Raw genomic sequence first — 18,027 nt, forward strand, 5'->3', positions numbered from 1 at the left:
ATATAACAGGAGATCACCATGCGGCTTCTCATCGTTGGTACCCTCAAGGGCCAGCTCACCACCGCCACCAAGATCGCCATGGATAACGGGGCCTCCGTCGTTCACGCCGAAGGTCACGAACAGGCGATGGGCGTGTTGCGCAGCGGCAAGGGCGCAGACCTTCTGCTGGTCGATGTTGCTCTCGATATCCGCGACCTCGTGATGCGCCTTGAGGCCGAACACATCCATGTGCCGATCGTCGCCTGCGGCATCACCACCGATGCCCGCGCAGCCGTCGCCGCGATCCATGCCGGCGCCAAGGAATACATCCCGCTGCCCCCGGACCCGGAACTGATCGCCGCCGTTCTGGCCGCCGTCGCCAACGACTCCCGCGAACTGATCTATCGCGACGAAATGATGGGCAAGGTCGTCAAGCTGGCCCAGCAGATCGCCGGTTCCGACGCTTCGGTGATGATCACCGGTGAATCCGGCACCGGCAAGGAGGTGCTGGCGCGTTACGTCCATACCCGCTCGAACCGCGCCAAGAAGCCATTCATCAGCATCAACTGTGCCGCGATCCCGGAGCATCTCCTGGAGTCCGAACTGTTCGGCCATGAGAAAGGCGCCTTCACCGGCGCGATCGCACGTCGCATCGGCAAGTTCGAAGAAGCCACTGGTGGTACGCTGCTGCTCGACGAAATCTCCGAAATGGACGTCCGCCTGCAGTCGAAGCTGCTGCGCGCGATTCAGGAGCGTGTCATCGACCGCGTTGGCGGCACTCGCCCCGTACCGGTCGATATCCGCATCATTGCGACCTCGAACCGCAATCTGTCCGACGCCGTGCGCGAAGGCACGTTCCGCGAAGATCTGCTGTTCCGTCTCAACGTCGTCAATCTGAAGATCCCGCCGCTGCGCGATCGGCCGGCCGATATTCTCGAACTGGCGCAGCATTTCGCCAAAAAATATGCCGGCGCGAATGGCGTGCCGGTGCGCCCGATCTCCGCCGAGGCGCGGCGTGTGCTTACCACCAATCGCTGGCAGGGCAACGTCCGTGAACTCGAAAACACCATCCACCGTTCGGTGCTGATGGCCAACGGCGACGAGATCGGCGCGGATGCCATCCTGACCCCGGATGGCGATCGCCTCGACCTCGCCAAGACGGTGCCAGCCGTGGCCCATGCCACCATGGCAGCAGAGACGGTGACCCGCGCGCTGGTCGGCCGCACCGTCGCCGATGTCGAACGCGATCTGATCCTGGAAACGTTGAAGCACTGCCTCGGCAACCGCACCCATGCGGCCAACATTCTCGGCATCTCGATCCGCACGCTGCGCAACAAGCTGAACGAATATGCAGATGGCGGTCTGCCGATCACCCCTGCGGGAGCAGGTGCCGGCGACTATCGTGCCGCCATGGGCGCGATGTAATTACGCGAAGAATGACAACGACGCGCCCCGCGAATAGCTCGGCGCGTCCTGCTTGCGAAAAATCTTGATCGGATCGCCCGGCGCCAATTCCTGCCGGGTGAACATCGCATAAGCATAAAGCGCGAGATAACCGATGGATATCGCGCCGATCACATAGACGACCCAGGTGCCGATCAGCTTCATACCGAAGCACCCCTTCGGACCAGATGGCGATGCCATAGCCAGATCAGCGGCACGACCACGAGTTCTCCAAGCAGACTGATCAGGAGTCCCACCGTCGGAAAGCCGTGACCGATCACCGCCAGCAAACGCGCACCCGCACCGAAAACGAGGATGAAGGTCACGATCGAAATCCGCTCAAAGCGCTTTTCGATCTGCGGGATCGCCGACCAGTAGATCAGCCCGACCGCCACCAGCACGCCCTTGATGAAGCGCACATAGCCTTCCATCGTCACGCCGAGCCTGACACCCGACAGGCTGGTGCCGAACAGCACGCCGGTCAGGCCGAAGGTGATGGCGACAAGGCCGACAATCGCCAGCGCGATCTGAAGCAGTCTGCGTTCCAAAGCTGGTCTCCCGAGGCTCAAGCAGCCTTATAACTGCGTCATGGGGCGACAATGAGCAACCGGCCACAGTGGCGCAGCCGGACCTGTGCTTCGGCCCGCTTGCACCGACCGCGCGAATGGTTAGCTTGCCCCTGTGAGTCGCGGCAAATTGGGCTGCGAACCGCTTCCCCGAGACGCCAGTCATAGCTCAATGCCGACCTTTACCCCGCATCAGGATGCCGCGCTGAAAGCAGTCGATGACTGGCTAAAAGCGAAGCCCGGCCGCAACGGCACACCGCAGGTGTTCCGGCTGTTCGGCTTTGCCGGCACGGGAAAGACCACGTTGGCGCGGCATGTCGCCGATAATGTCGATGGTGAGGTGAAATTTGCGGCCTTCACCGGCAAGGCCGCGCTGGTGATGCGCAACAAGGGCTGCGACGGCGCGTCCACGATTCATTCACTGATCTACCGCGCCCGTGAAAGCGGCGAGGAACAGCCGAATTTCGAATTGTGGGATGATGCGCCGGCTTCGAAGGCCAAGCTGATCGTGATCGACGAATGCTCCATGGTGGACGCCGAACTCGGCCGCGACCTATTGTCGTTCGATTGCCCGCTGTTGGTGCTCGGCGATCCCGCGCAGTTGCCGCCAATCCAGGGCGGCGGCTTTTTCACCGAGACCGAACCCGACGTGATGCTGACGGAAGTGCATCGCCAGGCCGAACACGATCCGATCGTGCGGATGTCGATGGATGTGCGCGAGGGTCGCTCGCTGCAGCCCGGGCAATACGGTCTGAGCGAAATCGTCTCACGCAAGGCGCTCGATCCGGACCGCGTCATGGCTGCCGATCAGGTGTTGGTCGGCCGCAACAATACGCGGCGCGCCTACAACATGCGCGTGCGTCAGAAGCTCGGCATCGAGGACCTGTTGCCGGTGGCCAATGACAAGCTGGTCTGCCTACGCAACAATCGCAAGAAAGTGCTGTTCAATGGCGGCCTGTGGCGCGTGAAGGCGCGCGCGGCGTCGAAATCGCAGATCATCACCATGCGGATTTCCCCCGACGAGGACTTCGGCGGCAAGGTCACCAAGGTCTCGGTGCGCGCCGACTGTTTCTCGGGCGGTGTCGAAACGCTGCCCTGGGAGCAGCGTAAGCCCTATGACGAGTTCGATTACGGTTACGTGCTGACCGTGCACAAAAGCCAGGGCTCGCAATGGGATGATGTCGTCCTGTTCGACGAGAGCTTTGCATTTCAGGAGAGCCGCGCCCGCTGGCTCTACACCGGCATCACCCGTGCCGCGAAGCGCTTGAGCATCGTGGTGTAGCGCGCGTATTGTGCAATCCATCGCATGTGTTGATCTGACGCATTTCCGACCATCATGCATCGTGGAACCATATGGCCACTCGAACGTTTGGGCCACTTACGCATAAGAAGGAGTTCGATATGCATCCCGCGAAAATCCTGACGATGGCCACGATGATCGGCGCAAGCGCGCTGGCGTTTTCGGCGCCGGCGACGTCGGCGCCACTGATCACGCAGCCCGGCCTCGCCAGCGCCGTACCGTCGGCCACCGAGAACGTGCAGTATTATCGCCGCTACGGTTATGGCCCGCGTTATGGCTACGGTCCGGGCTATGGCTATCGCCGGGGACCCGACGCCGGCGCCGTGATCGGCGGCCTCGCAGCGGGTGCGATCATCGGCGGCGCGATTGCCGCCAGTCAGGCCAACGCGGCGGCCCAGCAAAATGCAGCCTATTGCTCGCGGCGCTATCGCTCCTACGATCCAGCGTCAGGCACCTATCTGAACAACGACGGCAACCGTTATCCCTGCCCATAAGCGGACAGCGTCATCACCCAACAGGAAGCCGCGGATATGTGTTCCGCGGCTTTTTTGTATCCCTCGTCCACCCTCACGAACTCGTGTGCGGTAGCGCGTAACAAGCGGCATCCTCTTTCGTATCTGGGATATGCCGACCGGAAATGCCGATTGCGAACCACGCGGCCCGGTCTAGACTGCCGGCCATCCGGCCATCGATCATCCAAGAGGACCTGCTATGCGCCGCTCCCTGTTCAGCCGCCTCTCGCTCTGTGCCGTTGCCGGCGCACTGGCGATGTCGACCTCCCTCGTTGCCCCCACGTTCGCTGCCGAAGAGGCCGTCATCATTCCCGCACCGACGGCTGACGCATCGGCGACCACGGGGATCCAGACTGCGGTGATTGCGGGTGGGTGCTTCTGGGGCGTTCAGGGGGTATTCCAGCACACCGCAGGCGTCGTCAACGCCGTGTCCGGCTATGCCGGCGGCTCCAAGAGCTCCGCCAATTACACCGCGGTCAGCACCGGTTCGACCGGGCATGCCGAAGCGGTCGAGATCAAATATGACCCGCAGAAGATCAGCTACGGCAAGATCCTGCAGATCTATTTCTCGGTCGCGCATGATCCGACCCAGCTGAATCGCCAGGGACCGGATTCCGGCACGCAATATCGTTCGGAAATCTTCGCGACCACGCCGGAGCAGAAGAAGGTGGCCGAAACCTATATCGCCCAGCTCAATGCCGCGAAGGTCTACAAGAAGCCGATCGTCACCAAGCTCGGAATGCTCGAAGCCTTCTACCCGGCGGAGGCCTATCATCAGGACTACCTGACGCTGCACCCCAACCAGCCCTATATTGCCTATAACGATATTCCGAAGGTCGAGAACCTGAAGAAGATCTTTGCCCAGAACTATATCGAGAAGCCGACGCTGGTGAGCGCGTCGAAGGTCACGAATTGACCTGGTTAATGAATTGACCGGGTCAATATATTAACCGAGGTCACCAACTGACCTGAGCGCTTGCAGCCACGCCGAACGGGAAGGAGAGACAATGACCGATACCAAGACGACGCCCGGCAAGGTGGAGAAGAGCGAAGCCGAATGGCGCCGCGAACTGACCCCCATGCAGTATGCGGTGCTGCGCGAAAAGGCGACCGAGCGTCCGTTCACCGGCGAGTACGAGCATGACCACACGCCGGGCACCTTCGTTTGCGCCGGCTGCGGCCAGACGCTGTTCGAATCCGATGCCAAGTTCGATTCCGGTTGCGGCTGGCCGAGCTTCACGCAGCCCTCACGAGAAAGTCATGTCGACGAAGAACGCGACGTGACTCACGGCATGGTCCGCACGGAAGTGCTGTGTTCCAAGTGCAATGGCCATCTCGGACATGTGTTCGACGATGGTCCGGGCCCGACGGGATTGCGCTATTGCATCAACTCCGCGGCCTTGAAACTTCAGCCTAAATAAATACGTATCTGGTATCGAACTGTTTCCATGCCCCGCGCGACTCATCGAAGTCTCGCGGGGCATTTCTGTCCAATACTTCCTTTATAGGCGGCTTTGCTCACTGCCTGTTACTTGAACATGCCTCAGCGGCATGCACGTTTGCGACGAAGAATAAGAAAGTACCAAGATGTCTACCCGTTCGAACCGTTTGTTACTCGGCATTGCACTTGCGGGTCTCATTCTCGAAAGCTTGGTGTCCCACCCCGCACTGGCGACCGACAAGGTGTCGCTGTTCAAGGTGATCACCGCCAAGGACGAGATCATCATCGGCATTAACGATGACCAGCTCTCCACTTTCGAAACCAAGAACGCTGGCGGCGTTGCCAAGCATCTGGTCCAGAAGGGCACCCTCACGGCGTGGCAGTACAGCGTCCGCAAGGCTGAAGCCGGTGCGCTCGAACAGGCCCCGCTGCGGCAGGTCGGCCTGATGTCGAATGACGCGCTGCGGGTCGAGCCCTACACGACCCCCCTCAAAATCGTGCCGCTGCCGGACATGACCGGACAATAGGCAAATATTGGCGGCCCAATGCCGGTGCCCATGCCTTGAGCGCCGGCTAACCTGTTTAAATTACAAAGTTATTACAACCATACCGCCCGGGCCTGCGATTCATCATGCTGTATCGCAGGTGTCGCAATCGGCCAAAACGTGCTTATATCAGGGTCTGTCCTGAAATGATGTTCCGCGCGCCGCCGGATCGGCTGCATTGCGAATGAAGCGTCGTTTCGTTGCGTATTCAGATGAGGTCCCCGACCATGGCAGCTTTCAGCTACAACACCGCAGCCGAACTCTTCCCCGCCGCGATCCGCAAGAAAAAGCGCGCTGGTTTCGCTTATCGTCGTTTCGACACGGCCGCCGCTGCTGTGCAGTTTGCGATCGAGGAATTACCTGCGGACTCGCTGAACGGCGCTTATCTCCAGGTTGATGAAGCCCGCTTCGATCAGAGCGGCATCCGCTCACTCTATGAGAGCCAGGACTTCCCGCTCGAGCGCCGCGTGCGCGCCGACGAGCCTGAGACCGACGACGCAGACGCAGACGCAGACGCGGCGTAATATCTTTCCCGGTTAAGCTAAAGACAGCCCAGCCTCTGGATCAGAGTCTGGGCTGTTTTTCGAGCCACTTCCGCAGCATTTTGACGTTGCGGACATTGGCCCGGAACATGACGTCGAACGCATCGCCGACGAACGGCACGATGCCGATTGCGCCATCGAGCGCGACATTGCCCAGCATTCGCGTCGTGAGGTGCCAAGGTGCCCCAAGGGCCCGCGCCTCGCGCACTACCCACAGCGAGATCGCCGTGGTGATGATGTCGCCTATCACCGGAATCAATCCGATCAGACCATCGATCCCGTAGCGGATCTTCGTGCCCGGCAGAACGAAGGCGACGTCGAGCAGTTGCGACAGCGCATCCAGCCGCGCCAGCCGTTGCTCGCGCGTGAGATTGGCAAATGGATTATTAGCGCCCGCTTCGAAATCGAACCGGAAGCCCTTCATATCCGGCCGGAGTTGCTCCGGCCGAACCTCAAAACCATCCTGATCGATGATCGGACCATGCGCCGATGACGCCCGTGTGCGCGGGCGGCCGGCGTCGTAAGTGGTTGATTGACCTGTGCTGACCATGGCCGTGACATGGGGGCTGGACGCGGAATTCGCAAGCGACATCGCGTCACGCCCTGTCGGGCACGCCCCGCGATTGAGCGGCGTCGCTAAAGCACCCAACCGCCGGTTACAATGCCGGGAACCCAATGTATTCTCCGCCGCCGGGAACCGGCTGGGGATGGGACGAATGCGACGACCCTTGGGTGACGCGTGCCTCGATATTGCGAGCTTCGCCCGGGAGCGGAAGCACGAATTCCTGTCCTACATCCTGCGACTGGCCGCGGCGGAGGCCTACAAGACCACGGCCGACGAGGATGCATTCGAACTTCCGATGCCGCGCCGGCTGGCGGCCAAGGAGCTGATCGTCGGAATCTGGGACTGGGACATCAGCAACGACCGCAGCTATCTCGACACTGGCAGCGCGAACTTTTTCAATATCGACCCCACCGTAGCGGCGCGCGGCTTGCCTTGCATGGAGTGTCTTGCCGCGGTCCATCCCGACGACATTGCCAGGGTGCTGGCGGCGATCGATCAGTCGAGCGTCGCGGCGGCGCCTATGAATGCGAATATCGGCTGGTCAAAAACGACCGGATCAGCTGGGTCCTCGCGCGCGGCAACTGCACGCTGGATCGCCATGGCCGCCCGGTTCGCCTGCCCGGCGCGATCATCGACATTACCCACGACAAGGCCATGAACTGAGGTTGCGGGACGATCACGCCAGCTTGCGGGCGCGATCGATCGCTTCATCCATGTCGAGATCGGGCACCATCGACGGCGCTTCGAGATCGCAGACGGCGAAGCGGTTCTTGCCGTCGTTCTTGGCGGCATAGAGCGCCTGGTCGGCGGCGGCGATCAGCCGTTCCGGATATTGCCCGACTTGCGGCTGCCACTGCGCAACGCCGATGGACGCCGCAATCGGAATATCGCCGGGTGCACAAGCCGCAGCATCGAGGCGGCAGGTCTCGAGGATACGGCGCGCAATGGCGGCCGCTTCATTGAGCGTAGTGGACGGCAGGATGATGCAGAACTCGTCGCCGCCGGAACGCGCCAGGAGATCGCCGGGGCGGAGCTTGCTCTGGGTCATCAGCGTGAAGTGCTGCAGGCACTGGTCGCCGGCGGCATGGCCGTGGCCGTCATTGATTTCCTTGAAGCCGTCGAGATCGATCGCCAGCAGCGCGAACGGCTTCTGCGTGCGGCGTGCCAGCGCGCATTCCTCGGTGAGACGCTGCACCAGATGACGGCGATTGGCGACGCCGGTGAGATCATCGACCAGCGCGAGTTCGGCGACTTCGCCGCGCAGGCGATCGATGGCCATCAGCAGGAATCCGAAATTCCACGACATCGCCAGGAACACCAGCACAAGCACCATCATGGCCTGGACACTGTTGAAATTGGCAAAGGTCATGCCGCCGCCGATCTGCGCCAGCGCGGCGGCCGAACGCATGACATGCGCGACGACGAGCGAGATGGCGAGCCAGCCGGCCAGACGGGCGCCGGCATTGCCGCCGCCGTCCTTGCGCGACAACAACAGCGGCACGGTCATGGCGACGGTGATCGACTGGCCGGCGGAATAGATCAGCACGCGTATCGCCATGTTGTCGTGCCACTGCGTGAACAGCAGCAATCCGGCCACGGCGACGCCGACGATCGCCACTTGCAGACGCCATCCGGCCGGGCGGCCGTAGAACTGGTTCATGCCGATGGTGGCGAGGCTGGTGGCGAACAGCAAAAGACCGCCGCCGAGCATGATGGGGATCAGCGGATGGACATCGGTGCTGCGCAGCACCGAGACGCCGGTGCCGAGCGCCGCGGTCAACGCGGCTGCGGTCCAGTAACGCGCGGCGCGCAGGTTGGGATAGCTGGTGGCCACATAGGCCCAGACCACGCCGAGGGCCAAAAAGTTTACGGTGAATACCGTGAACAGCGTGCCGACGTTCAACATGGGTCGACCCCGCCACGCAGTGCGTCGGACGTCTGTGCGCTGCTGTTGATCCCCGTCATCACGTCCACCACCAAGTCCACCACTCAGTCCCGCCGGGACGTAAAATGCAGCGGTGACGCTTAACGGAAGCTGACTCGCGGCGGATAATCCCCAGTGTGGTTTTGAAAGAGTGAAAGGGAATGGGTTAATCCGACCTTCACCATCAAGGTTCCCCAGGTTCGCCCAGCGACCGCGCGGCTTAACGAAACCTTAACGCCGCGCGCCCCTCAGCCTGGCGCCCCGTGGCCTATCGGCCGGCCGCCAGGCGATCGGCGAAATAGCCGATAGTCTTGCGATAGATCGTGGCCCTGTTCCACTCGCGCATCGCCTCGAAATTCGCCGTGCCTTCGCCGTAGGGCTGGCCGCCCTTGAAGCCCGACGTGTGCAGCAGGTTCGCGGTGGAGGCCAGCACGTCAGGCACTGAATGGCGGAGATCGACATGGCCGTTGCCGTCGAAATCGACGCCGTATTTGATGTAGCTCGACGGCAGGAATTGCGTCTGGCCGAGCTCGCCCGCATAGGCACCGATCAGGTCGCGCAACGGCAGGTCGCCGCGCTGCAGGATCTTCAGCGCCGCGATCAGCTCGCCCTGGAACAGTTCGGTGCGGCGGCAGTCATGCGCCATGGTGGTGAGCGTGCGGATCACCGGCATCTTGCCGATGTCGCCCTTGCCGAAATCCGACTCGAGGCCCCAGATCGCCACCACGATCTGCGGCGGCACGCCGAAGCGCTGCTCGATGCGCGACAGCAGCGAGGCGTGGCGCTGCATCATCTGCAGGCCCATCGAGATGCGGCCCTGGCCGACGCGGGTCGAGACATATTGCTCGAAAGTCTTGTTGAACGTGCCGCGCTGGCGACGATCGAACGACAGCACCGCGGGGTCCTGCGTCACGCCGGCAAAGGCCTGCGATATCACCCCCTGCGACACGCCGGCGGCGGCCGCCTCCTGCGACATGGCCGCGATAAAACCCTGGAAATCGCCGCCGCATTTGGCGGCCTGCGAGGCCGTGGGCGAGAGCGCGAGTGCGGCAAAGGACACAGCGGCAATGGCAATGGCGGTGATACGAGTCATGAAAAACCTGCTGGGTTGGCGATACCGGAGTGTGGCATGACCGGTGTGTCCGAACAACGGCGCCTGCTCTGCTGCGCCGGATCTCCTGCAACGGACATAGCGGCAGACATGCGACATCGCCCCTGTTGTTTGCGGCGCGGGGGCGCCGTCGTCTCCTGCATTCCCGCCCTCTGTTGAGAGGGCGCGCGGAACGCCGGGTGCCCGTTGCACCCTTGGGCCTGATGCGATGCGGTCTTCCGCAAGGATAATGCATCAGGACTTTCGGAGGCGCAGGGCAAGAAAGTGCCCGGCGTTCCGCACGCGGTGTTTGACGGGTTGCCCGGCTTTCCAGATGAACCCTCAGACCCATCATTATTAGACTCCATTGCGATGAAGTCGGATTAGCGCAGCCAAGAACCGAACGCCTCGGATGAAGTCGTCCGTCACACTGTCCAGAGGGTCTTTCCATCTCAAGGCCGGCCGTCTCCTTGCCAGTGGCAGTGCTGGCGCAGATCCGTCCTGCCCGAAGACAGACGTCCCCCATGAACCGCGTGACGCCGCATCTCCGGCGCCCACCGCATCCCACCCCGCGAACGTGACGATCGCGATCGCCCCTCTCGGTGGGGCAGGACGGAGGGGATAATAATCCTTGTTCCGAAATCGTCAAGAACGAAAAGTGAACATTCAGGCTCGGCCGGCGGCGGCGCGTCTCGCCGGTAACCCCTGCCCGCTTTGCCCACAGATGCATGCACGCTTTGCGCGATGAGGCTTTGACTTCGGCCGCGCCATCGCCCACTTAACCGCCATGGCCAAGAAACCCGGTACCAATCCCAAAGGCGAATTCGCCTTTTTCAACGTCTTCTATGAAGACGGCTCGCAGCGCTCCAACCGCCGCGTGCCCAGCGAACTGCTGGGCGGCCTCGAGGGGGATGAGCCGGCCAAGGCCGCCATCGCCGAGCAGGACCGCGAGATCGCCGAGAAGTCCGGCCGTCCGGCGCTGGAGATCAAGAGCGTCGAGCGGGTGGGCGCGAAGAAGAAGTAGGGACTTCGCTCTATCTGCATCTGAATTTGAAATGGCCGGGCTTGTCCCGGCCGTTTTCCGTTTGGGGAGACTGCGACTAGGAAGCATGTCTTTATCGTCGCGCATCTAGAGATGGTTACTTTCTAAAGTTTGAAGTGAAGTCAAAAGTTGTAAGCAGCTTTACGGGTAGCGCCGACGTATTCATCGCTTCGCTACAAAAATCATAAGCTGTGACCAATTCTTTGCAGCGAGAAATTGGCATGTACTGCCACGGAAAGCGTCAGCGCATGGGAAATAGCGCAGTATTATGGGACGGGATTCCACATTCGATTCACCCACTCTGAGCCATCCTCACCCCGCCCCACCCGCCATCTGCCTGTTCGTCATCACCTGCGCCGCGATGATGATCCACGGGAGCACCAGCTCCGGCACGAGATAGGTGATCCACACGACATGCGGTTCGGGCAGGCCGACTTTCGAGATAGACAGCACGCGGCCGAGGCCGCCGACAAATACCGTCGCCGCCATCAGGAAGATCAGCGTGTTGTGGTCGCGAATGGTCGAGGCCGCCCACAGGCCCATGACGCCCGACATCAGATAGATGCCGCCCATGAAGCGATGCACGTTGTCGAGCCGCGGCGCCGTCTCGGGCTGGCCGAGATACATCTGCAGCGAGCCGCCGAAGATGGCGATGGCACCGACCAGAAACAGGCAGACCTGGGCAACGCGCTGACTGAGCAGCATCGGGGCGAGCGACGTCATGGCAATGTCCTTTTGAAAATGAATAGAGCAATGCGCGACGCTAGCGTGCGGTGAGCCTCCATCAAAGGGCGTGTCGCGCACCGGCCGCGCACCCCTACGTGCCGCTGCACGCGGCGGGGCGCGGTGAAGGAAGCGGGGCCGCGAAGCCTCTTGACATTAAGAACAAAACAAGAACATACTTGCAGCCATACACCTCAAACGACGAGCGCGTCATGGCCGACATCACCTGTTTCGTCGCAACGCCCTTTCTGAAAGGCGGGTCAGGGTCGCCGGCGGCGTACAGACGTACGGCACGCACCAACGAAAATGCCCGGCGCATCTAGCGAAGCTTGCTTCGCGCTGGCCGGGCATCATCAGAAGGATCAAACGATCGAAAGCGACTGTTAGTTATCCAGGAACGAGCGCAGCTTGCGCGACCGCGAGGGGTGCTTGAGCTTGCGCAGCGCCTTGGCTTCGATCTGGCGGATACGCTCACGAGTCACCGAGAACTGCTGGCCGACTTCTTCCAGCGTGTGGTCGGTGTTCATGCCGATGCCGAAGCGCATGCGCAGCACGCGCTCTTCGCGCGGGGTGAGCGAGGCCAGCACGCGCGTGGTGGTTTCGCGCAGGTTAGACTGGATCGCCGCGTCGATCGGCAGGATCGCGTTCTTGTCCTCGATGAAGTCGCCGAGATGCGAGTCTTCCTCGTCACCCACGGGGGTTTCGAGCGACAGCGGCTCCTTGGCGATCTTGAGAACCTTGCGGACCTTCTCCAAGGGCATGCCGAGCTTTTCGGCGAGCTCTTCCGGGGTCGGCTCGCGGCCGATCTCGTTGAGCATCTGGCGCGAGGTACGCACGATCTTGTTGATCGTCTCGATCATGTGCACGGGAATGCGGATGGTGCGGGCCTGGTCGGCGATCGAACGCGTGATTGCCTGCCGGATCCACCAGGTCGCATAGGTCGAGAACTTGTAGCCGCGGCGATATTCGAATTTGTCGACGGCCTTCATCAGGCCGATATTGCCTTCCTGGATCAGATCCAGGAACTGCAGGCCGCGGTTCGTATACTTCTTGGCGATCGAGATCACGAGACGGAGGTTGGCTTCCACCATCTCCTTCTTGGCCTGGCGGGCTTCGCGCTCGCCCTTCTGCACGCCGTGCACGATCTTGCGGAATTCGCCGATCTCAAGACCCGTGAGGGCTGCGAGCTGCTGGATTTCGCCGCGCAGTTCCTTGATGCGGTCCTTCTCGATGGCGACGAAGTTCTTCCAGCCCTTGGCCGAGAGTTTCGAGACGCGGTTGAGCCAGCGCGGATCGAGCTCCGAACCCTGATAGTTACGCAGGAAGTCCTCGCGCGCGACGCCGTGGCTGTCGCCGAGGCGCAGCAGGCGACCTTCGAACGACACGAGGCGCTTGTTGATGTCGTAGAGCTGCTCGACGAGTGAATCGATACGCGCCTGGTTGAGGCGCAGCGACTTCACCTCGACGATGATCTCGTCCTTGAGCTTTTTGTACTTGCGCTCCTGCGACGGCGACAGCGAGGGACCCTGCGAGGCGCTCTCGAGCTGGTTCGCGATGTCCTGTTCCTGCAGCTTGCGCAGCTTCTTGTAGCTGTCGGCGATCTTGTCGAAGGTCTCGACCACCTTCGGCTTCAGCTCGGCCTCGATGGCGGCGAGCGACATCTGGTTCTCGAACTCGTCGTCGTCCATGTCGCCGTCAGCAGCGCTTTCCGACGTGCTCTCACCGGCGGGTGCCGCAGCAGGCGCCGAACGCGGCGGGGCGGGACGGAACGGGGTGGCGGACGGCGGCGCAGCGGGCGGCGCGGCGACAGCTTCGGCGCCTTCGGCCACAGCTTCGCCATCGCCGGTGGGCGGGGCGATCAGCGCCGGGTTCATGTTGTTCTTGGCGTCGGGACCGGCGTAAGTCGCTTCGAGATCGATGATGTCGCGAAGGAAGATCTTTCCTTCGTTGAGTTCATCGCGCCAGATGATGATGGCCTGGAAGGTCAGCGGGCTTTCGCAGAGACCTGCGATCATCGCCTCGCGGCCGGCCTCGATGCGCTTCGCAATGGCGATTTCGCCTTCGCGCGACAGCAGCTCGACGGTGCCCATCTCGCGCAGATACATGCGGACGGGATCGTCGGTGCGCTCGCCGGGCTCCGACTTCTTGACTTCGGTGACGGCCTTCTGGGTGACTTCGACGAGTTCGTTGTCGGTATCGTCGTCGTCGTCCTTGCTCTCTTCCTCGCCGTCGTTGTCTTCGTTCTCGGAGACGTTGATGCCCATGTCGGAGAGCATCGACATGATGTCTTCGATCTGTTCAGGCGAGGTGGTATCAGAAGGCAAGACGTCGTTAAGCTGATCGAAGGTCACGAAGCCACGCTTCTTGGCCTGCTTGATCATCTTCTTGACGGCAGCGTCGGACAGGTCGAGCAAAGGCGACGGCGCTTCAGCAGAGTCCTTCTCCGGGGCATCAGCTGCCTTGTCGTCTTTTTCCTTGTCCTTGGTCTGCAGCGTCTTTGCCTTGGTGGCCATTCAATGCTCCTGAAACGCGCTCACGCCGGGGGCGTCACCGCCCCGCTATCATTCATCGTCACCGGTTGACGCACAAAGGGCGGCGCTTGTCTTTCGCCACCCCGATGTCGTCTTCACGGTTTTCGCACTAGCCCAGACCCTTAACGAGAGAGCCTTAAGCCCGGATTAACCCTGTTTCTGCAGCCAAACCATGGGTTTGGCGAGTCTTTTCGCGGCATGCCCAAGCACCATCCGCAGCAAAGTGCATCATGTGTTGCGCTGGAACCGTCCTGATGACTCCCCGAAACCCTCGATCAGGGCCTCGATCCCGTCCACTTCAGCCAGTCGGGCCTTCACATCGCGCAACCAGCCGTAGTTGGTGTCGTTCTGCTCCGCGCCCAGAGCAAGCTCCGCGTCTTTAAGCTCCCTAAGTAATGAGTGCCACTGGCGATGCAAGGCAACGAGCTGGGTCCAGGTGGAAAGAACGTCCTCGCGGGCCGCACCGGGCCGCGCCGCCCACACCGCCTGGGTCGTGACCGCCTGCTCAACATGTTGTAATTGCTCGGAATATCCGGCTTTAACCAGATCTGAACGCATTTCCGCACTTTGCTCGGCTTCATCGCCGTGATGATGCTCGTTGGCAAAGGCCGCGATGATGCCGGCGCGCAGCCTGTGCATCTCGGGATGGGCGAGTTCCAGCGCCGCCACCTCCTCCAGCCGGTCATGCAGCAGCCAGGGGTGGTTGATTAGCGACTGCACGATCAGCGCCTCGCGCCGGGAAATGGCGCTGCGCTGGCCGCGCATGATCGAGGAGGTCGCGAGCTGTGGACTGACCACCTGATAGGGGCCCCTGTGGATGGTTTGGCTCGCCGCAGAGGCATTACCGCGCCCGCCGCCACTGATTCGCCCGGCCGGCCCCGGCGTGAACGCCTTTGGCCCGCGGGCGAAACCACCGCCGGCACCACCGGCGCCGCCGCGGAAACCGCCGCCACCAGCATAATTGCCGCCGAAGTTGCCACCGAAGTTTCTTGGGGCGCCGCCGAAGGCGCGCTGCAGCCGCTCGGTCATGTCCTGGCGGTAGTATTTCTTCACGACATCGTCGCGGATGCCATTGGACAATTCGTTGATGCGGGCTTCCAGCGCCGCGCGGCGCTCCGGCGTCCGGAAGTCACCGGCGCCGATCTCGCGCCCCCAGATCAGATCCGACAGCGAGCCGGATGCAGCGATCACATCCTCGATCGCCGCGCGCCCGCCCGAGCGTGCGAGGTCGTCAGGGTCCTGCCCTTCGGGCAGCAGCGCAAAGCGCAAACTCTTGCCGGGCTTGAGATGCGGCAGCGCCAGCTCCGCCGCGCGCCACGCCGCCTTCTGCCCGGCCTTGTCGCCGTCAAAACACAGGATCGGCTCGTCGGCCATGCGCCAGAGCAATTGCAACTGGTTCTCGGTCAGCGCCGTGCCGAGCGGCGCAACCGCACCGGGAAAGCCGACGCCGACCATGGCGATGACGTCGACATAGCCTTCGACCACCACCAGCGGCGCGCCGTCATGCGCGGCCTTTCGCGCCATCGGCAGGTTGTAGAGATTGTCGCCCTTGTGAAACAGCGGGGTTTCCGGCGAATTCAAATACTTCGCCGGCGCATCCTTCTTCATCGCACGGCCGCCGAAGGCGATGACACGCCCGCGGGCGTCCACAATCGGAAACATCACGCGATCGCGGAACCGGTCATAGGGCACCGGGATATCGTCGCCTGCGATCAGCAAGCCGGCCTCGATCATATCGGGCACGGGAATGCCGGCGGCGCCGAGATATTCCTTCAGCGCAAAACGGTTTTCGGTCGCAAAGCCCATGCCGAACTGCAACTGCACCGCAGGCGTGATGCTGCGATCGGCCAGATAGCCCCGCGCCCGCGCGCCATCGCGCCCCACCAGCGTCTCCGCAAAGAACTTTGCGGCGAGATCCATCACGTCATACAGCGTCTTGCGGCGCTGCTCGTGGCGCGCGGCATCCGGCGTCGCCGCCGGCAGCGCCACGCCAGCCATCTGCGCCAGCCGCTCCACGGCCTCCGGGAACGCGCAGCCGTCGGTTTCCATCACGAAATTGATGATGTCGCCGTGCTTGCCCGACGAGAAGTCGTGATAAAATCCCTTCTCGTCATTGACGAAAAACGACGGCGACTTCTCCTGCTGGAACGGCGACAGGCCTTTCCATTCGCGCCCGGCCTTCTTCAACTTGACGCGCTTGCTCACGACTTCCGAAACCGGAAGCCGGGCACGCAGATCGTCGAGGAATTGAGGCGTGAAGCGCATGGAGTGTTGTTATGGGTCGATCGGGTTAAATCGGTATTGCCGGCCTAGATTTGAGCCTGTCCTGGGCCTTGGCCCAGCCGACCATGGATATAGGTTTTCCGGGAGCAGATTTGAACCTGCGGTTCTTGCGCCCGCTATTCACAGGCGAAAATAAGCTCGTCATTCCGGGGCGCACGCGCCCCTTCGCGCGGGCGAACCGGGAATGGCGAGTGCGTGGCGCACAGAAGCCGCTTGAACTCACCCCGGTTCCACGCTCTCATATCCCATGTTCACGACCTTCCGAGGCGGTAATACCGGTGCATGGCAGGTGATTTCGATCTCGCCCGTCACAGGCGAGACGCTGAAACCTGTGGCCGCGCTCTCGATCACCCATGCCGACGCCATCTCGCTCCCCCTGCTGCCCTCGCAGACATCATGGCGCCTCGCCGGCGTCACCAGTCATGTCCGCTATGTCGAGCGCACCGAGAAGATCGCGCTGGTTGCGGCACAGGCCGGCCTCGGCCGCCCGGAAGCCACGCACGGCGCGCTGATCCCGATCAAAAAGAACGCGGCGTGGTGGGACATGACCCAGAACGAGCGGCGCCGGATTTTCGAGGACAAATCCCGCCACATCGCCGACAGCCTCAAATACCTGCCCGCCATCGCGCGGCAGCTCTACCATTCCCGCGATCTCGGCGAGCCCTTCGATTTCCTCACCTGGTTCGAATATGCGCCGGAACATGCGCAGAGCTTCGAGGATCTCGTCGGCGGCCTGCGCGAGACGGAAGAGTGGAGCTATGTGGAGCGCGAGATGGATGTGCGGGTGGTGAAGGTGGCGGTTTAAATTGACATCACGGGTATACGATTGTATATACAATCCACTTAGTTAAACCCGGTCGATTGTGACCACCTATTAGGAAACATCCAGATGTGTAGGAAACCTAGTTTGGGTGCCACAACATGGCTGACGAAGAACCAGCTGGCGAGTTCATCGCTCCCGACTCTTTCGAATGGGATGACAATAAAAGCACAGCAAATCTAGCCAAGCACGGCATCGCGTTCGACGATGCCAGCGAAGTTTTCTACGGACCTGTCGTGGTTCGTCAGTCAAACAGAAATGATGAAGAGCGCTGGCTTGCCATTGGAGAAGCGGAAAACAGACTGATTGCCGTCGTCTTCACGCGACGCGGCAGCGTTATCCAAATTATCTCAGCGCGGCGCGCGAGGAAAAATGAAGAAAGAGAATATCGTAACCAGGAAATGGGGCGATCGTCGCAAGGGCAAGACTGACTGGGCCCGTGTCGACAAGCTCACCGATGAAGACATCGCGAAGGCTGTTGCGGATGATCCCGACGCAGCTTCCATTGATATAGACTGGTCCAAAGGTACTCTCGTTATACCCGCCAAGAAGAAGGCCATCTCCATCCGCATTGATGAAGACGTGCTGGATTTCTTCAAGAGCGAGGGCGACGGCTATCAGGGCCGTATGAACGCGGTGCTGCGGTCCTACATGCAGCAGATGGCAAAACCGAAGCCGAAGAAACGGGCATAGCTTTCCTGTCATTCCCCGCCACTACATA

20 protein-coding genes are annotated in these 18,027 nt (G+C 61.8%); 12 read left to right on the forward strand and 8 right to left on the reverse strand.

Annotated features, from left to right (window positions below):
- Positions 1–18 precede the first annotated feature (18 nt).
- Positions 19–1,404, forward strand: coding sequence for a sigma-54-dependent transcriptional regulator FlbD (flbD, locus tag CIW50_RS14985; protein ID WP_149532011.1), 1,386 nt, complete (start codon positions 19–21; stop codon positions 1,402–1,404).
- Here the strand turns inward: flbD and CIW50_RS14990 are convergent, their stop codons facing one another.
- The gene (locus tag CIW50_RS14990) at positions 1,405–1,587 is read right to left on the reverse strand and encodes a hypothetical protein (protein WP_149532110.1); all 183 of its coding nucleotides are present in this window, start codon (positions 1,585–1,587) and stop codon (positions 1,405–1,407) included. It lies immediately after the preceding gene.
- Positions 1,584–1,970, reverse strand: coding sequence for a DUF4345 domain-containing protein (locus CIW50_RS14995; RefSeq protein ID WP_172980337.1), 387 nt, complete (start codon positions 1,968–1,970; stop codon positions 1,584–1,586). The genes CIW50_RS14990 and CIW50_RS14995 overlap by 4 nt, the downstream gene beginning before the upstream one ends.
- A gap of 190 nt (positions 1,971–2,160) precedes the next feature.
- On the opposite strand from CIW50_RS14995, the gene CIW50_RS15000 reads away from it, so the two are divergent.
- From CIW50_RS15000 to CIW50_RS15025, 6 genes are all read left to right on the forward strand, one after another.
- Complete coding sequence (locus tag CIW50_RS15000; RefSeq protein WP_093759443.1) at positions 2,161–3,270, forward strand: ATP-dependent DNA helicase; 1,110 nt, start codon at positions 2,161–2,163, stop codon at positions 3,268–3,270.
- A gap of 119 nt (positions 3,271–3,389) precedes the next feature.
- Positions 3,390–3,782 (forward strand): BA14K family protein, encoded by a 393-nt coding sequence (locus CIW50_RS15005; RefSeq protein ID WP_149532013.1) that lies wholly within the window; start codon positions 3,390–3,392, stop codon positions 3,780–3,782.
- 274 nt (positions 3,783–4,056) lie between these two features.
- On the forward strand, positions 4,057–4,716 hold the full coding sequence (gene msrA / locus CIW50_RS15010; protein ID WP_502707490.1) for a peptide-methionine (S)-S-oxide reductase MsrA: 660 nt from the start codon (positions 4,057–4,059) through the stop codon (positions 4,714–4,716).
- Positions 4,717–4,807: 91 nt separating this feature from the next.
- Complete coding sequence (gene msrB, locus CIW50_RS15015) at positions 4,808–5,221, forward strand: peptide-methionine (R)-S-oxide reductase MsrB (protein ID WP_149532015.1); 414 nt, start codon at positions 4,808–4,810, stop codon at positions 5,219–5,221.
- A gap of 166 nt (positions 5,222–5,387) precedes the next feature.
- The gene (locus CIW50_RS15020) at positions 5,388–5,768 is read left to right on the forward strand and encodes a hypothetical protein (RefSeq protein WP_149532016.1); all 381 of its coding nucleotides are present in this window, start codon (positions 5,388–5,390) and stop codon (positions 5,766–5,768) included.
- A gap of 245 nt (positions 5,769–6,013) precedes the next feature.
- Positions 6,014–6,310, forward strand: coding sequence for a hypothetical protein (locus CIW50_RS15025; RefSeq protein WP_149532017.1), 297 nt, complete (start codon positions 6,014–6,016; stop codon positions 6,308–6,310).
- Between the two features lie 40 nt (positions 6,311–6,350).
- Here the strand turns inward: CIW50_RS15025 and CIW50_RS15030 are convergent, their stop codons facing one another.
- Positions 6,351–6,878, reverse strand: coding sequence for a DUF4112 domain-containing protein (locus CIW50_RS15030; RefSeq protein ID WP_149532111.1), 528 nt, complete (start codon positions 6,876–6,878; stop codon positions 6,351–6,353).
- Between the two features lie 166 nt (positions 6,879–7,044).
- On the opposite strand from CIW50_RS15030, the gene CIW50_RS15035 reads away from it, so the two are divergent.
- On the forward strand, positions 7,045–7,551 hold the full coding sequence (locus tag CIW50_RS15035) for a hypothetical protein (protein WP_149532018.1): 507 nt from the start codon (positions 7,045–7,047) through the stop codon (positions 7,549–7,551).
- Between the two features lie 18 nt (positions 7,552–7,569).
- Here CIW50_RS15035 and CIW50_RS15040 read toward each other — a convergent pair whose 3' ends face one another.
- Both CIW50_RS15040 and CIW50_RS15045 read right to left on the reverse strand, forming a co-directional pair.
- Positions 7,570–8,799: a GGDEF domain-containing protein gene (locus CIW50_RS15040; protein ID WP_149532019.1), complete on the reverse strand. Its 1,230-nt coding sequence runs from the start codon at positions 8,797–8,799 to the stop codon at positions 7,570–7,572.
- A 286-nt stretch (positions 8,800–9,085) separates the two neighbouring features.
- The gene (locus CIW50_RS15045; protein WP_172980338.1) at positions 9,086–9,910 is read right to left on the reverse strand and encodes a lytic murein transglycosylase; all 825 of its coding nucleotides are present in this window, start codon (positions 9,908–9,910) and stop codon (positions 9,086–9,088) included.
- Between the two features lie 784 nt (positions 9,911–10,694).
- On the opposite strand from CIW50_RS15045, the gene CIW50_RS15050 reads away from it, so the two are divergent.
- Positions 10,695–10,931 carry a hypothetical protein gene (locus CIW50_RS15050; protein WP_149532020.1) on the forward strand — a complete coding sequence of 79 codons (237 nt, stop codon included), beginning with the start codon at positions 10,695–10,697 and terminating at the stop codon, positions 10,929–10,931.
- 330 nt (positions 10,932–11,261) lie between these two features.
- Here the strand turns inward: CIW50_RS15050 and CIW50_RS15055 are convergent, their stop codons facing one another.
- The 3 genes from CIW50_RS15055 to dnaG all read right to left on the reverse strand — a co-directional run bounded on the left by CIW50_RS15055 (position 11,262) and on the right by dnaG (position 16,468).
- A complete protein-coding gene (locus tag CIW50_RS15055; RefSeq protein WP_149532021.1) occupies positions 11,262–11,672 on the reverse strand; it encodes a DUF4345 domain-containing protein in 411 nt (136 codons plus the stop codon).
- A gap of 383 nt (positions 11,673–12,055) precedes the next feature.
- Entirely contained in the window at positions 12,056–14,185 is a 2,130-nt protein-coding gene (gene rpoD, locus CIW50_RS15060; protein ID WP_149532022.1) for an RNA polymerase sigma factor RpoD, read from the reverse strand.
- 246 nt (positions 14,186–14,431) lie between these two features.
- The gene (dnaG, locus tag CIW50_RS15065; protein ID WP_149532023.1) at positions 14,432–16,468 is read right to left on the reverse strand and encodes a DNA primase; all 2,037 of its coding nucleotides are present in this window, start codon (positions 16,466–16,468) and stop codon (positions 14,432–14,434) included.
- A 265-nt stretch (positions 16,469–16,733) separates the two neighbouring features.
- Here dnaG and CIW50_RS15070 point away from each other — a divergent pair, with 265 nt between their 5' ends.
- The 3 genes from CIW50_RS15070 to CIW50_RS15080 all read left to right on the forward strand — a co-directional run bounded on the left by CIW50_RS15070 (position 16,734) and on the right by CIW50_RS15080 (position 17,999).
- The gene (locus tag CIW50_RS15070) at positions 16,734–17,291 is read left to right on the forward strand and encodes a chlorite dismutase family protein (RefSeq protein ID WP_149532024.1); all 558 of its coding nucleotides are present in this window, start codon (positions 16,734–16,736) and stop codon (positions 17,289–17,291) included.
- Between the two features lie 116 nt (positions 17,292–17,407).
- Positions 17,408–17,737 carry a BrnT family toxin gene (locus tag CIW50_RS15075; RefSeq protein ID WP_149532025.1) on the forward strand — a complete coding sequence of 110 codons (330 nt, stop codon included), beginning with the start codon at positions 17,408–17,410 and terminating at the stop codon, positions 17,735–17,737.
- Positions 17,679–17,999: a BrnA antitoxin family protein gene (locus CIW50_RS15080; RefSeq protein WP_149532026.1), complete on the forward strand. Its 321-nt coding sequence runs from the start codon at positions 17,679–17,681 to the stop codon at positions 17,997–17,999. The genes CIW50_RS15075 and CIW50_RS15080 overlap by 59 nt, the downstream gene beginning before the upstream one ends.
- Positions 18,000–18,027 lie beyond the last annotated feature (28 nt).

The sequence above is a fragment of the Tardiphaga sp. P9-11 genome (assembly GCF_008329525.1).
In the GTDB taxonomy this organism is placed as follows: domain Bacteria; phylum Pseudomonadota; class Alphaproteobacteria; order Rhizobiales; family Xanthobacteraceae; genus Tardiphaga.